The organism is Rhizobacter sp. P2_D12, from assembly GCF_056404395.1.
The window spans coordinates 12,866-26,310 of the sequence record NZ_JBFUEB010000004.1 but is presented as its reverse complement, the minus strand read 5'-3'; the positions used below and the strand labels follow the sequence as shown (position 1 = coordinate 26,310).

The following is a 13,445-nucleotide window of genomic DNA, read 5'->3' as shown; positions in this document are numbered from 1 at the left end:
TCACACCGGGGCCGGCCGGGCCGCCCCCTGTTGCCAGCGCCGCAGCGCCAGGCGCAATTCCTGCGCCAGCTGGCCGCGAAGCTCGGGCCGCACGAAGCGCCCCACCGCAATCCGCCGCCCCTGGCCCGACAACTCGATCAGCGACTGTTCGTCACGCTCCGGCTCCACCCGCACCCAGGCCGGCTGGAACTCGACCCGCTCCACCTGCGGCCCGTTGGCGACTTCCACCGTCAGCCGGTCGTCGCGCAACACGATGCTCTCGCTGTCGGTGGCGTGGCGCGCGTAGACCCACAGCGCCGCGCCCACTCCCACCAGCTCGATCCATGCGAAGGGCATCACCATGCGCGCCCCCTGGACCCAGAACATCGCCGCAATGCCCAGCGACAGCACGCACAAGGACAGGTAGAACGCCAGCAGTTGCCGCGGCGCCAGCGAGCAATTGCGCTTCAGGAGCCAGTCGATCGACCAGCCGCCGGAGCCCGAACCCGCGGGGGATTCATGGCCGATGCGAAACTCTGCCCGGGGTGCCGGGGGCTGCCATGCCGCCGACGAGCTTGTGGACATACCGCGACTGCTCCAGTTGCCTCCAGAGAGATCTTTTCTCGTTGCTCTTGTCACCGCTTGCAGAGTCTTCTGGCGCCACCGACCGCACCCCTGGCCGACGCCCCCGGACGAATCCGCATTTTTCAAGCCCGCGAGTTTAGCGCAGGCCGGTGCGGCAAGCCGCTCAGCCTGAACCCGGGCGGGCGCGCACCAGTGCACGCATGTCGTCCAGCGACACGGTCGCCTGCGCCGCCAGCGGCACGCGCGGCGGCGCCTTGAACGCATGGCCGTAGGCCACCTCGAAACTCATCGCGATGCGCCCGTCCGGCCCGGCCAGGCCAGCCAGCGCGTCCAGCAGCCGCTCGCGCCAGCGCGGCGTGCGCAGCCCGGCGAAGCGCTCCGGCGCGGCGTTGCCGCCCAGGCTGCGCAGTTCGGCCAGCAGCGCCTGCGGGCTGGCCCAGGTCAGCGTGAGGGTTTCCTGGTCCATCACCGGGTCGGCGAAACCGKCGCGCACCAGCATGTCGCCCAGGTCGTGCATGTCGACGAAGTCGGCGGCCGGCGTGGGCCAGCCCAGGCGCTGGTACAGCGCGCGCAGCTCGCGCAGCGTGTCCGGGCCGAGGCAGGAGAACATCGCGAAGCCGTCGACCGCCAGCGCCCGCTGCCACTGCGCAAGCACCACCGGCGGATCGAACACCGCCTGCAGCATCATGTTGGCCCAGACCAGCTGCACGCTGCCGGGCTCGACCTGGTCGGCGGCGACCACGGTCACCGGCGCGCCCTGCCAGCGCCGGGGCGACCACCAGGGCGCCTTCGCCTCCTGCTCGCTGCGCGCGCGCAAGGCGGGCGTCGGCTCGACCGCGATGCGGCGTGCGCCGGGGTAGGCGCGCGCCAGGTGTTCGGCGCCGGCGCCGCCGAAGCTCCACCAGTCGGCGATCGCTTCCGGCTGCTTGCGCACGATGGCCAGGCGCTCGGCCATGCGGCGCGCGATCTCGCCGTGCAGCCACGGCGCCTGCGGCGCATCGGCCAGGCGGCGCAGCGCGCGCACGACGACCGCGCGGTCGAAGCGTCGAGAGGTTGCGGCCGCAGGGGAATCGCTCATCGGCGGGCAGTATATTGAGCCGGTGATCTTCACGCGCCTGCTTCGCCACATGCCCTCGCTGTGCGCGGTGTGCCGCGGCTGGGACACGGCGCGCGTGTGCGGGCGCTGCGTGCGGCGCTTCTCGGACGCCGCGCCGCGCTGCGGGCGTTGCGCGCTCGAGGTGCCGCCGGGCGTCGCGGTGTGCGGCGCCTGCGTGCTGGCACCACCGCCCTTCGACGCCGCCTTCGCCGGGGCGGACTATGCCCATCCGTGGGCGGCGCTGGTGACGCAGTTCAAGTTCCACGGCGCGCTCGACCTGGCCGATGCGCTGGCCGGTCGCATCCAGGCGGCGCGCGCACGCGATCCCTCGCGTCGGCCCGAGCTGTTGCTGCCGGTGCCGCTGGCCGTTGAACGGCTGCGCGAGCGGGGCTTCAACCAGGCCTGGGAGCTGGCGCGCCGGCTGGCGCAGCTGGTCGGCGGCAAGGCGGATGCCGGACTGCTGCTGCGCACGCGGGCCACGCCGCACCAGCTGGCCCTGCCGCTCGACCGCCGGGCCGCCAACGTGCGCGGCGCCTTCGCGGTCGAACCGTTGCGCCGCGCCGAACTGCGCGGCCGCCACGTCGCACTGATCGACGACGTGATGACCAGCGGCGCGACCTTGGGCGAACTGGCGCGCGTGCTGAAGCAGGCCGGCGCGGCCCGCGTCGAGGCCTGGGTGGTGGCGCGCACGCCGCGTCCGTCACGCGGCGACTGAGCTCCGCGACAATCTCGCCCCATGTTCAACATCGTCCTCGTCCAGCCGGAGATCCCGCCGAACACCGGCAACGTGATCCGGCTCGCGGCCAACACCGGTTGCGCGCTGCACCTGATCGAGCCGCTGGGTTTCTCGATGGAAGACCGGCTGCTCAGGCGCGCGGGCCTCGACTACCACGAGTACGCGCCGGTGCGCCGCCATGCCGACTGGCAGGCCTTCGTCGACGCCGTGCAGCCCGACCCGGCGCGGTTGTTCGCGTTCACGACGCGCGGCAGCCGGCCGTTCTCGCAGGTCGAATGGCAGGCCGGGGACTGGCTGGTGTTCGGGTCGGAGACCGCCGGATTGGCGCCGCAGTTGCGGGAGCGGTTTCCGCTGGAGCAGCGGGTGCGCCTGCCGCTGCGCGCGGGGCAGCGCAGCCTGAACCTGAGCAATGCGGTCGCAGTCGCGGTGTTCGAGGCCTGGCGGCAGAACGGCTACGCCGGCGGCGGCTGACTATTCGGGCTGCACACCCGCCGACTTGATGACCTTGCCCCAGCGCTCGCGCTCGGTCTTCATCAGGCTGGCCAGGGCCTCGGGCGCGGTGCCGGCGGCGCTGAAGTACTGCGCGAGGATCTTCCCCCGCACGTCGTCGGTCTTGATGATGCGCACCAGCTCGGCCGACATCCGGTCGACCACCGCCTGCGGCGTGCGGGCCGGCGCCAGCACCGCCTGCCACGAGATCGCCTCGAAGCCGGGGTAGCCCTGCTCGACGAAGGTCGGCATCTCGGCCAGCGCGCCGAAGCGGCCCAGCGTCGTGACGCCCAGTGCCTTCAGCTTGCCCGCCTTGACCTGCCCGATCGCGATGCCCGGCACCATGAAGCCGGCCTGCACCTGGCCGGCCAGGATCGCGTTGACGACCTGCGGGAAGCCCTGGTACGGCACGTGCACGATGTCCAGCCCGGCGCGGCTCTTGAACGACTCCATCGCGAGATGCGCCGCGCTGCCGTTGCCGACGCTGCCGTAGTTCAGCTGGCCCTTCTTCGCCTTCGCGACGCGCACGAAGTCGGCCAGCGTCTCGACGCCCAGCTTCGGGTCGACCACCAGCACGTTCGGCGAGGTCGCCACCAGCGTCACCGGCACCAGGTCCTTCAGCGGATCGTAGCCCAGGCTTTTCGACAACAGCGGTGCGGTGACCAGCGGGCCCTGGATCGTGAACAGGAAGGTGTAGCCGTCGGGTTCGGCCTTCGCGGCGACCCCGGTGCCCAGGTTGCCGCCGGCACCCGGCTTGTTGTCGACGACGACGGCCTGGCCGAGCGCATGCGCGAGCGGCTCGGCCAGCAGGCGCGCGATGATGTCCGGCGAACTGCCGGGCGGGAACGGCACCACCAGGCGGATCGGCCGCGCCGGCCAGGACTGGGCCTGCGTCGGCAGGGCGGCGGCCAGCGCCGCGGCGGCCAGCAGGGTTCGGCGTTGCATCGTCATCGGTTCAGCTCTCGCGGCGCGCATCGCGCGACATCAGTTCCTGGATCGCCTGGGCCGGCGTCCAGCGTCCTTCCAGCACGCCCACCACCGCCTCGGTGATCGGCATGTCGACCGCGCGGGCGCGGGCCCGGCGCAGCACCGTCGCGGCGCAGGCCACGCCTTCGGCCACGTGGCCCAGCTCGGACAGGATCTGCGGCAGCGGGCGGCCCTCGGCCAGCCGCAGGCCCACCTTGCGGTTGCGCGACAGGTCGCCGGTAGCGGTGAGCACCAGGTCGCCCAGGCCGGACAGGCCCATGAAGGTGTCGGGCCGGGCGCCGAGCGCGACGCCCAGCCGCGTCATCTCGGCCAGCCCGCGCGTGATCAGCGCGGCGCGTGCATTCAGCCCGAGGCGCATGCCGTCGGCGATGCCGGTGGCGATGGCCATCACGTTCTTCAGCGCGCCGCCGACCTCGACGCCCATCACGTCGTTCGACGCATAGATGCGCAGGCTGTCGCTGTGGAAGGCCTCGACCGCCAGTTCGCACAGCGCGTCGTCGGCACTGGCCGCGACCAGCGCCGCCGGCCGGCCCTGTGCGACCTCGAGCGCGAAGCTCGGGCCGGACAGCACGCCGACGCGCGGGTCGGCCGGGCGCACCGCCCGCGCGACCTCGTGGCCGAGCCAGCCGGTGCCGTCCTGGAAGCCCTTGCACAGCCACAGCACGCCGCTCGCGTCGGCGGGCAGGCGGCGCAGCACCTCGGCCAGGCCGGCCATCGGCGTGGCGATGACGAGCAGGCCGCCGCGCGCATGCTCGACGCTGCTGTCGAAATCGGCCGACAGCTGCAACGCCGCCGGCAGCGGGACGCCGGGCAGGTAGCGCTGGTTCTCGCGCAGCGTCTGCAGGCGCTCGCACTGCTGCGCGTCGCGCACCCACAGCCGGGTGTCGTGCCGCGCGGCCGTGCTCGCGGCCAGCGCCGTGCCCCAGGCGCCGGCGCCGAGGACGGTCAGCTTCATCGGGGTTTCAGTTGATGGCGGGAGCGGCCGAGCCGTTGGCGGCCTGCTGCTGTTGCGCCTCGAACATGGCCTGGAAGTTCACCTCGGCCAGCAGCACCGGCGGGAAGCCGGCGCGCGTGCAGATGTCGGACACCACGGCACGCAGGTACGGGTAGATGATCTGCGGGCAGGCGATGCCGATGATCGGCTGCAGCTGCTCTTCGGGGATGTTGCGGATCTCGAAGATGCCGGCCTGCTTGGCCTCGACCAGGAACAGCGTCTTGTCGTTCACCTTGGTCGTCACGGTGGCGGTCACGCTCACCTCGTAGATGCCGTCGGCCACCGGCTCGGCGGCCAGGCCCAGGTTGATGTCGACCTGCGGGGCGGTCTGTTCCAGCAGGATCTGCGGCGAGTTCGGCTGCTCGAGCGACATGTCCTTGAGGTACAGGCGCTGGATCTGGAACACGGGGGTCTGGGTGTCGTCGGACATGGTGATCTCGCGATGGGCAAAAGACGGGAACTGCAGATGGACGAAAGCCCGCACGCAGGACGCACGGGCTGCGGCGCGGATTATGTCCGACGCGCCGGGCGGAAATTGAAACGCCTGGTGTGGACGCGGGATCGGCGGGCGGTGCGTCGGCCGCGTCAGCGGGCCGCCGCCGAGAGCAGCGGCGCGAGGCCGCCGCGCTGGTCGAGCGCGATCAGGTCGTCGCAGCCGCCGACGTGGGTGCTGCCGATGAAGATCTGCGGCACCGTGCGCCGGCCCGTCAGCTCGATCATCTCGTCGCGCAGCGCGGGCTGCAGGTCCACGCGCACCTCGTCGATCTGGTCGACGCCGCGCGACTTCAGCAACTGCTTGGCGCGCTGGCAGTAGGGGCACACCATCGAGGTGTACATCTTCACCGCTTGCATCACTTCACTCCAACGGGTTTCAGGCCGATTTCTCGACCGGCAGGTTCGCCTCGCGCCACGCCTTCAGGCCACCGGCCAGCGCCCGCGCGTTCTCGTAGCCGGCCTTGCGAAGGATAGCGATGGCCCGCGTGGCGCGTGCGCCGCTCGGGCACAGCACCACCAGCGGCAAGGCCTTGTTCTTGGGCAGCGCGTTGGAGGTCTCGATTTGTGCCAGCGGCACGTTCTTGGCCCCGGCGGCATGGCCGGCGGCGTATTCCTCGGCCTCGCTGACGTCGATCAGCACCGCCTTCTCGCGGTTGATCAGGTGCACGGCTTCGGCGGTGGTCAGCGCGCCGGACTGGGCCCCGCGGCGCAGCAGCGGCCACAGCAGCAGGCCACCGGAGACCAGGGCCACCGCGAACAGATACCAGTTGTCGAGAACGAATTTCACAGGCGTGGCCCAGGGTTGGAAGGCAATCGCGAATTATAGAATTCGCCGCTCGGCCTCCCGGGGCCGCCTTTTCACCCCGCAGCACCCAACCACGCGCCCGCCATGTACAAACTCGTGCTCATCCGCCACGGCGAATCGACCTGGAACCTGGAGAACCGCTTCACCGGCTGGACCGACGTCGACCTCACCGCCACCGGCGTCGAGCAGGCCCGGGAGGCCGGCCGGCTGCTGAAGGCCGAGGGCTACGACTTCGACGTCGCCTACACCTCGGTGCTCAAGCGCGCCGTCTGGACGCTGTGGCATGCGCTCGACCAGATGGACCGCACCTGGCTGCCCGTGGTGCACAGCTGGCGGCTGAACGAGCRCCACTACGGCGCGCTGCAGGGCCTGAACAAGGCCGACATGGCCAAGCAGTACGGCGACGAGCAGGTGCTGATCTGGCGCCGCAGCTACGACACGCCGCCGCCCGCGCTCGACGCGAACGACCCGCGCGGCCAGCGCCAGGACATCCGCTACGCGAAGCTGAAGCCCGAGGACGTGCCGCTCACCGAATGCCTGAAGGACACCGTCGCCCGCGTGCTGCCATTCTGGAACGACAGCGTCGCGCCGGCCATCAAGGCGGGCAAGCGCATCGTGATCGCCGCCCACGGCAACAGCATCCGCGCGCTGGTGAAATACCTCGACAACATCGCCGATGCCGACATCGTCGGCGTCAACATCCCGAACGGCATCCCGCTGGTCTACGAACTGGATGCCGACCTGAAGCCGATCAAGAGCTACTACCTGGGCGATGCGGAAGCGGCGGCCAAGGCGGCCGCGGCCGTCGCCAACCAGGGCAAGAAGGCCTGAGGCCCGGGCCGCCCGCCGTCAGGCCGGCAGCCCGTACAGCCGCTCCGGCAGCATGCGCGCCACCAACGGGCTGTCGGGCAGCGTCGCGACGATCGCATAGCCCTCGCACGCGGTGTCGCGCTGCGTGGTGTGCACCACCGGCATGCCGCTCTTGTCGGTGATGCTGGCCGCGATCGGCGTGCGTGCGCTGTCGCCGCGGCGCACCACCACCGCGCGTTCGCCGCTCTTGAGCTGCACGAAGTCCCCGGGCGGATAGATGCCCAGCTCCTTGATGATGGCCATCGCGAGCGGCCCGCCGCCATCCTCCTTGAACAGGTCGCGCGCCGCGTCCTGCGTGCTGATGGCCGGCCGCGAGACGCGCGGCGTGATGCGCGCCATGAAGATGTCGGCCAGCCGCAGCGCCCGCGCCATCTCGCACGGCTGGGCCAGGCCCTGCGGGTAGCCGCCACCGCCCGGCCGTTCGTGGTGCTCGGCCACCGCCTGCAGCCACTCGGCATCGTCGACGCCGGCCGCCTGCAACATCGCCACGCCCTGCTGCGGGTGCCCGCCCACCTGGTCGAGCTGCGGCGGCATGGCCGGCACGCCCTGCGCCGCCAGCCGGCCCTGCAGTTCCAGGATGCCGACGTTCATCGTCAGCGCCGCCTTCACCAGCGTCAGCGTGCGCTCGGCCGCCCAGCCCAGCCGCCGCGCCATCAGGCAGGCCAGCAGCGCGGTGTGCAGCGAATGCGTCAGGCCGTACAGCGTGAACCGCGGCTTGTCCTTGCGGATCGACAGGAAGATGCCGATGTCGGGATCGCGGTCGATGAGCGCCACCAGGCGCGCGGCGACGTCGGCGGCACGCGCCGCGAAGCCCGCTTCGCCGATGCTCTTCAGCAGCCGGTCGATGCGCCACAGCATCTTGTCCCACTGCTCGAACAAGTCGGCCGGGCGCGCCGCGACCTGCTGCTCGGCGCGCGCGGCGGCCTTCACCTCTTCGAGGTCGACATAGGCGCCGCGGCGCAGCAGCGCCTGCATCTGGGCCTCGTCGATGAACACATGGCCGCGTGCCAGCAACAGCACGCCTGCCTCGTCCCGCACGCCCCAGGGGAGCGGCGCACCCAGGCGAACCTGGGACTGAACCAACCTGAGCAACTCCATCGCGACCTCCGCACTTGCTGCGTTGTCGGCGCAGCCGGACGGAGGGCACAGGGGACAGTCGTCAGGTGCCTCTCAGGTGCCGATGTAGGCGGTCTTCACCACCGTGTAGAACTCGCGCGCGTAGCTGCCCTGCTCGCGCGGCCCGTAGCTCGAGCCCTTGCGACCGCCGAACGGCACGTGGTAGTCGACGCCCGCGGTCGGCAGGTTGACCATCACCATGCCGGCCTGCGCGTGGCGCTTGAAGTGCGTCGCATACTTCAGCGAGCTGGTCGCGATGCCGGCCGACAGGCCGAACGGCGTGTCGTTCGACACCGCGAGTGCCTCGTCGTAGTCCTTCACGCGGATCACCGATGCCACCGGGCCGAAGATCTCGTCGCGGTTGATCTTCATCTTCGGCGTCGAGTCGACGAACAGCGCCGGCGCGAGGTAGAAGCCGTCGGTCTCGGCCTTCACGCGCTGGCCGCCGGCCACGAGGCGCGCGCCCTCGCCCTGGCCGATCTCGATGTAGCGCTCGTCCTGTTCCAGCTGCGCCTTCGACACCACCGGGCCGATGTCGATGCCGGCCGCCAGCGCATGGCCGACCTTCAGCCCGCGCACGCGCTCGGCCAGGGCCTCGACGAACCGGTCGTGGATGCCGGCCGTCACGATCAGCCGGCTCGACGCGGTGCAACGCTGCCCGGTCGAGAAGAACGCGCTCTGCGCGCACAGCTCGACCGCCTGCTTCAGGTCGGCGTCGTCCAGCACCACCTGCGGGTTCTTGCCGCCCATCTCCAGCTGCACCTTGGCGCCGCGCGCCACGGCCGCCTGCGCGACCTGCTGGCCGACGCCTTGCGAACCGGTGAAGCTGATCGCATCGATGCCGGCATGGTCGACGATCGCTTGGCCGACCTCGCGGCCCGCGCCCATCACCAGGTTGAACACGCCGACCGGCAGGCCGGCGCGCGAGATGATTTCCGCCAGCGCCCACGACGAGCCCGGCACCAGGTCGGCCGGCTTGAACACCACGCAGTTGCCGTAGGCCAGCGCCGGCGCGATCTTCCACGCGGGGATCGCGATCGGGAAGTTCCACGGGCTGATGATGCCGACCACGCCGACCGGCTCGCGCGTGATCTCGACGCCGATGTTCGGCCGCACCGACGGCAGCAGCTCGCCCGGCGTGCGCAGGCACTCGCCGGCGAAGAACTTGAAGATGTTGCCGGCGCGCGTGGCCTCGCCAATGCCTTCGGGCCGGGTCTTGCCCTCTTCGCGCGACAGCAGCGTGCCCAGCTCCTCGCGGCGCGCGAGGATCTCGGTGCCGATGCGGTCCAGCGCGTCGGCGCGCGCCTGCACGCTGAACGCAGCCCAACCCGGCGCGGCGGCGCGTGCAGCCTGCACCGCCTCGCCGACCTGCGCGGCGCTGGCGCTGGCGTACTGCCCGACGGTGTCGGCCAGGTCCGACGGGTTGATGTTGGGGGCGAAGCGCGTGCCTGCGACCCACGCACCGTTGATGTAGTTCAGATGCTCGGACATGTCTGCCCCTCGTCCAATGAGTACATGGGCCGGCGCTCGGCCGGCCCGCGGCGAATCCCTACTGCGGCCCGAGGCGCTTGATCAAGGCCGACAACATCTCGACCTCTTCGCCGCTCAGGTCCGTCAGCGGCGGGCGCACCGGCCCGGCCGGGTGGCCGACCAGCGTCGCGCCGGCCTTGATGATGCTGACCGCATAGCCCGCCTGGCGGTTGCGGATGTCGAGATACGGCAGGAAGAACTCGTCGATCAGCCGGCTCTGCGTCGCACGGTCGTCGGCGGCCACGGCGTGGTAGAACTGCATCGCGGTCTTCGGCACGAAGTTGAACACCGCCGACGAGTACACCGGCACGCCCAGCGCCTTGTAGGCCGCGGCATAGACCTCGGCCGTCGGCAGCCCGCCCAGGTAGGCGAAGCGGTCGCCCAACTTCTGGCGCACCGTCACCATCGCCTCGATCTCGCCGACGCCGTCCTTGAAGCCGACCAGGTTCGGGCAGCGGTCGGCCAGCTGCTGCAGGCTGGCGGCGCTGAGCTTGCACACCGCGCGGTTGTAGACGATCACGCCGATCTTCACCGACTTGCACACCGCCTCGACATGCGCCACCAGACCCGCCTGCCCGGCTTCGGTCAGGTAGTGCGGCAGCAGCAGCAGGCCCTTGGCGCCCAGGCGCTCGGCCTCCTGCGCCATCGCGATCGCCTGGCGGGTCGGGCCGCCGGTGCCGGCAATGATGGGCACGCTGTGCTTGCAGGTGTCGACCGCGACCTGGATGACCCGGCTGTATTCCTCGCCGACCAGCGAGAAGAACTCGCCGGTGCCGCCGGCCGCGAACAGCGCCGTCGCACCGTACGGCGCCAGCCACTCGAGGCGCTTCGCGTAGGTCGACGGGCGGAAGTTGCCATCGGCGTCGAAGTCGGTCACCGGGAACGACAGCAGACCCGACGAAATGGTGGTTTTGAGTTCCTGGGGTGACATGCGCGTCTCCGTTGAAGTTCTTCAGTTGTCAGTCATCGTACAACATGACCGCAGCAGATTCAAGAGGCGGTGTATCGATTTATCTTAGGGTGTCGCGGCGCTGCTGTCAGCGCGGCGCAGGCGTTCGCGGCTGTTGGCCAGGTGCGTGCGCATGGCCGCACGGGCGGCTTCGGGGTCGCGGCCGGCGATCGCGTTGACGATGCTCTCGTGCTCGACGTTGACGCGCTGCAGGTACTCGCGCCGCCCTTCGCCGGCCACCTTGGCGGTGTTCAGCCGGGCGCGCGGGATGATCATCGTGCCGAGGTAGGTCATCAGCTCGACGAAGTGCACGTTCTGCGTGGCGCGTGCAATCTCCATGTGCAGCTGGAAATCGGGCGCGATCGCGTCGCCGTCCTGCTCGATGGCCAGCGCGAAGGCGGCCAGCGCGCTGCGCATCACGTCGATGTTGGCGTCGGTGCGGCGCACCGCGGCCAGGCCGGCCGCCTCGGCCTCCAGGCCGATGCGCAGGTCGAGCACCGCGATGACCTCGCGCGCGGTGGCGATCTGCTCCGGATCGATGCGGAAATTCTGCGTGCCGCCGGTGCCGACGACGAAGGTGCCCACGCCGTGCCGCGTCTCGACCAGCCCGCCGGCCTGCAGCTTCGACAGCGCCTCGCGCACCACGGTGCGGCTGACACCGAACTCGTCCATGATGGCGGCCTCGGTGGGCAGCTTGTCGCCCGGACGCATCACGTCGTCGCGGATGCGCGCGCTCAGCGTCTCGACCAGGCCGACGGCCAGGCTGCGCGGACGGCGGCGCGGCAGGTCGAACGCAGCTGGGGCGGGCGTGGCAGGCATCGGACGCGTCATGGTGGAGTCGCTGGCAGGGTTTTAAATGTACGGCACCGGATGACAGGCGCTCGGCGCCTTTGTCGTCGTACAACAATGTACGTGGTCCACGCCATCGTTTGCCAGCGCCACGACGTATGCGCGCCTCGGGATTACCCTCATTCCGTTGGCTTGACAAGCCCCCTGCCCCTCACCAATCATTCGGCATGTTGTACGACAACTGATGACGTACCTGTTGCCGGCAGCGCCCCACCGCGGTCGGTCCGTGAAAGACTCTCCCGATGACGACCCCGCCGACTTCCACCACTTCCCTGCGCTTCAAGCGCCTGCTGCTGACCGGCGCCGCCGGAGGCCTGGGCCGCGTGCTGCGCCCCCGCCTGAAGGCCTACTGCGACGTGCTGCGCCTGTCCGACCTGGCCGAGCTGGGCACGGCCGCCGCCGGCGAAGAGCTGAGCCAGGTGCCGCTGCAGGATGCCGCCGCGGTGCACGGCCTGCTCGAAGGCGTCGATGCGGTGATCCACCTGGGCGGCGTGTCGGTCGAGGCGGCCTTCGAGCCGATCCTGCAGGCCAACATCGTCGGCACCTACAACCTGTACGAAGCGGCGCGCAAGCATGGCGTCAGGCGCGTGCTGTTCGCCAGCTCCAACCACGTCACCGGCTTCTACCGGCAGGACGAGGTGATCGATGCCGATGCGCCGGTGCGCCCGGACGGCCTGTACGGCGTCAGCAAGGCCTTCGGCGAGAGCCTGGCGCGCTTCTACTTCGACCGCCACGGCATCGAGACGGCCTGCCTGCGCATCGGCTCGTCCTTCCCGGAGCCGAAGGACCGCCGCATGCTGGCCACCTGGATGAGCTTCGACGACCTGGAGCGGCTGGTGATGTCGTGCCTGACCGCGCCGCTGGTCGGCTACAGCGTGGTCTACGGCATGTCGAACAACCGCACGCAGTGGTGGGACAACACCAGGGCCAAGCACCTGGGCTACGTGCCGCAGGACAGCTCCGAGCCGTTCCGCGCCGCGGTCGAGGCCCGCCAGCCGGTGCTCGACTTCAACGACCCGGCCGTGCTGTACCAGGGCGGCGCGTTCGTGCGCACCGGCCCGTTCGAATGATCGCGACGCTGCGCATGGACCGGCTCGACGCCTCGCTGGACCAGGTCGGCGAAAGCCCGCTGTGGTCGGTGGCCGAGCAGGCCCTGTACTGGGTCGACATCGAGGGCCGCCAGGTGCGGCGCTTCGACTGGGCGGCGCGCCGCGTCGACAGCTGGGCCTGCGCCGAGCGCGTGGCCTGCATCGCGCTGCATGCGCGCGGCGGGCTGCTCGCGGCGATGGAAAGCGGCGTTTTCCACCTGCGCCTGGGCGAGGCGGGTACGCTGCAGTCCGACCTCGTTGCCGCCATCACGCATCCGCGCGACGGCATGCGYTTCAACGACGGSCGCTGCGACCGCCAGGGCCGYTTCTGGGCCAGCACGATGGTGCGCGACATGTCGCTCGCGTCGCCGTTCGGCGCGCTGTTCCGGCTCGACGGGAGCGGCCTGTCGGCGCCCGTCGTGTCGGGCCTGATCACCGGCAACGGCCTGGCCTTCAGCCCGCGCGGCGAGGTCATGTACCTGTCCGACTCGCACCCCAGCGTGCGCCGCATCTGGGCCTTCGACCTCGACGCCGACGGCACGCCGACGAACCGCCGCGAGTTCGTCGACATGAACCGCCACCCCGGCCGCCCCGACGGCGCCGCGGTGGATGCCGACGGCGGCTACTGGATCTGCGCCAACGACGCCGGCCTGGTGCACCGCTTCGCGCCCGATGGCCGGCTCGACCGCTCGCTGCGCGTGCCGGTGCCCAAGCCCGCCATGTGCGCCTTCGGCGGCCCGCAGCTGCGCCACCTGTTCATCACCTCGATCCGGCTGCCCGCGGCGGCCGGCGATGCGCCCGACGGCTCGGTCTTCGTCACCGAGCCCGGCGTGACCGGCCTGCCCGAGGCCGCCTTCGCTTTCTGATCCGCACGACT

General features: G+C 71.0%; 16 protein-coding genes. 5 read left to right on the top strand and 11 right to left on the bottom strand.

Annotated features, from left to right (window positions below):
* Together AC1DYN_RS02115 and AC1DYN_RS02110 are read right to left on the bottom strand one after the other, a co-directional pair.
* On the bottom strand, positions 1-564 hold the full coding sequence (locus AC1DYN_RS02115; protein ID WP_477957445.1) for a DUF2244 domain-containing protein: 564 nt from the start codon (positions 562-564) through the stop codon (positions 1-3).
* A gap of 163 nt (positions 565-727) precedes the next feature.
* Complete coding sequence (locus AC1DYN_RS02110) at positions 728-1,642, bottom strand: class I SAM-dependent methyltransferase (RefSeq protein ID WP_477957444.1); 915 nt, start codon at positions 1,640-1,642, stop codon at positions 728-730.
* A 49-nt stretch (positions 1,643-1,691) separates the two neighbouring features.
* On the opposite strand from AC1DYN_RS02110, the gene AC1DYN_RS02105 reads away from it, so the two are divergent.
* The gene (locus tag AC1DYN_RS02105) at positions 1,692-2,375 is read left to right on the top strand and encodes a ComF family protein (protein WP_477957443.1); all 684 of its coding nucleotides are present in this window, start codon (positions 1,692-1,694) and stop codon (positions 2,373-2,375) included.
* Between the two features lie 21 nt (positions 2,376-2,396).
* Positions 2,397-2,867, top strand: a complete 471-nt coding sequence (gene trmL, locus AC1DYN_RS02100; RefSeq protein WP_477957442.1) for a tRNA (uridine(34)/cytosine(34)/5-carboxymethylaminomethyluridine(34)-2'-O)-methyltransferase TrmL — start codon at positions 2,397-2,399, stop codon at positions 2,865-2,867.
* On the opposite strand, the gene AC1DYN_RS02095 is transcribed toward trmL, so the two are convergent.
* From AC1DYN_RS02095 to AC1DYN_RS02075, 5 genes are all read right to left on the bottom strand, one after another.
* Positions 2,868-3,836 carry a Bug family tripartite tricarboxylate transporter substrate binding protein gene (locus AC1DYN_RS02095; protein WP_477957441.1) on the bottom strand — a complete coding sequence of 323 codons (969 nt, stop codon included), beginning with the start codon at positions 3,834-3,836 and terminating at the stop codon, positions 2,868-2,870.
* A 4-nt stretch (positions 3,837-3,840) separates the two neighbouring features.
* Positions 3,841-4,827: an NAD(P)H-dependent glycerol-3-phosphate dehydrogenase gene (locus AC1DYN_RS02090; protein ID WP_477957440.1), complete on the bottom strand. Its 987-nt coding sequence runs from the start codon at positions 4,825-4,827 to the stop codon at positions 3,841-3,843.
* 7 nt (positions 4,828-4,834) lie between these two features.
* Positions 4,835-5,296, bottom strand: coding sequence for a protein-export chaperone SecB (gene secB / locus AC1DYN_RS02085; RefSeq protein ID WP_477957439.1), 462 nt, complete (start codon positions 5,294-5,296; stop codon positions 4,835-4,837).
* A 155-nt stretch (positions 5,297-5,451) separates the two neighbouring features.
* On the bottom strand, positions 5,452-5,718 hold the full coding sequence (gene grxC / locus AC1DYN_RS02080) for a glutaredoxin 3 (protein ID WP_477957438.1): 267 nt from the start codon (positions 5,716-5,718) through the stop codon (positions 5,452-5,454).
* Positions 5,719-5,737: 19 nt separating this feature from the next.
* Positions 5,738-6,148 (bottom strand): rhodanese-like domain-containing protein, encoded by a 411-nt coding sequence (locus tag AC1DYN_RS02075; protein WP_477957437.1) that lies wholly within the window; start codon positions 6,146-6,148, stop codon positions 5,738-5,740.
* Between the two features lie 102 nt (positions 6,149-6,250).
* Between AC1DYN_RS02075 and gpmA the strand changes: the two genes are divergently transcribed.
* Positions 6,251-6,997, top strand: coding sequence for a 2,3-diphosphoglycerate-dependent phosphoglycerate mutase (gpmA, locus tag AC1DYN_RS02070; protein ID WP_477957436.1), 747 nt, complete (start codon positions 6,251-6,253; stop codon positions 6,995-6,997).
* An 18-nt stretch (positions 6,998-7,015) separates the two neighbouring features.
* On the opposite strand, the gene AC1DYN_RS02065 is transcribed toward gpmA, so the two are convergent.
* From AC1DYN_RS02065 to AC1DYN_RS02050, 4 genes are all read right to left on the bottom strand, one after another.
* Entirely contained in the window at positions 7,016-8,056 is a 1,041-nt protein-coding gene (locus AC1DYN_RS02065; protein ID WP_477957435.1) for an HD-GYP domain-containing protein, read from the bottom strand.
* A gap of 150 nt (positions 8,057-8,206) precedes the next feature.
* The gene (locus tag AC1DYN_RS02060) at positions 8,207-9,643 is read right to left on the bottom strand and encodes an aldehyde dehydrogenase family protein (protein WP_477957434.1); all 1,437 of its coding nucleotides are present in this window, start codon (positions 9,641-9,643) and stop codon (positions 8,207-8,209) included.
* Between the two features lie 58 nt (positions 9,644-9,701).
* Positions 9,702-10,613, bottom strand: coding sequence for a 5-dehydro-4-deoxyglucarate dehydratase (kdgD, locus tag AC1DYN_RS02055; protein ID WP_477957433.1), 912 nt, complete (start codon positions 10,611-10,613; stop codon positions 9,702-9,704).
* Between the two features lie 84 nt (positions 10,614-10,697).
* Positions 10,698-11,462, bottom strand: a complete 765-nt coding sequence (locus AC1DYN_RS02050; protein ID WP_477957432.1) for a FadR/GntR family transcriptional regulator — start codon at positions 11,460-11,462, stop codon at positions 10,698-10,700.
* Positions 11,463-11,722: 260 nt separating this feature from the next.
* Between AC1DYN_RS02050 and AC1DYN_RS02045 the strand changes: the two genes are divergently transcribed.
* Both AC1DYN_RS02045 and AC1DYN_RS02040 read left to right on the top strand, forming a co-directional pair.
* Positions 11,723-12,550 carry an NAD-dependent epimerase/dehydratase family protein gene (locus AC1DYN_RS02045; protein ID WP_477957431.1) on the top strand — a complete coding sequence of 276 codons (828 nt, stop codon included), beginning with the start codon at positions 11,723-11,725 and terminating at the stop codon, positions 12,548-12,550.
* The gene (locus AC1DYN_RS02040) at positions 12,547-13,434 is read left to right on the top strand and encodes an SMP-30/gluconolactonase/LRE family protein (protein ID WP_477957430.1); all 888 of its coding nucleotides are present in this window, start codon (positions 12,547-12,549) and stop codon (positions 13,432-13,434) included. Before AC1DYN_RS02045 ends, AC1DYN_RS02040 begins: the two co-directional genes overlap by 4 nt.
* Positions 13,435-13,445: the final 11 nt, after the last annotated feature.

Coding starts and splice junctions, on each gene's coding strand:
- AC1DYN_RS02090 (WP_477957440.1), bottom strand. CDS start 4,827: ATGAAGCTGACCGTCCTCGGCGCCGGCGCCTGGGGCACGGCGCTGGCC.
- AC1DYN_RS02045 (WP_477957431.1), top strand. CDS start 11,723: ATGACGACCCCGCCGACTTCCACCACTTCCCTGCGCTTCAAGCGCCTG.
- AC1DYN_RS02060 (WP_477957434.1), bottom strand. CDS start 9,643: ATGTCCGAGCATCTGAACTACATCAACGGTGCGTGGGTCGCAGGCACG.
- kdgD (WP_477957433.1), bottom strand. CDS start 10,613: ATGTCACCCCAGGAACTCAAAACCACCATTTCGTCGGGTCTGCTGTCG.
- AC1DYN_RS02105 (WP_477957443.1), top strand. CDS start 1,692: ATGCCCTCGCTGTGCGCGGTGTGCCGCGGCTGGGACACGGCGCGCGTG.
- grxC (WP_477957438.1), bottom strand. CDS start 5,718: ATGCAAGCGGTGAAGATGTACACCTCGATGGTGTGCCCCTACTGCCAG.
- AC1DYN_RS02095 (WP_477957441.1), bottom strand. CDS start 3,836: ATGACGATGCAACGCCGAACCCTGCTGGCCGCCGCGGCGCTGGCCGCC.
- trmL (WP_477957442.1), top strand. CDS start 2,397: ATGTTCAACATCGTCCTCGTCCAGCCGGAGATCCCGCCGAACACCGGC.
- AC1DYN_RS02050 (WP_477957432.1), bottom strand. CDS start 11,462: ATGACGCGTCCGATGCCTGCCACGCCCGCCCCAGCTGCGTTCGACCTG.
- secB (WP_477957439.1), bottom strand. CDS start 5,296: ATGTCCGACGACACCCAGACCCCCGTGTTCCAGATCCAGCGCCTGTAC.
- AC1DYN_RS02115 (WP_477957445.1), bottom strand. CDS start 564: ATGTCCACAAGCTCGTCGGCGGCATGGCAGCCCCCGGCACCCCGGGCA.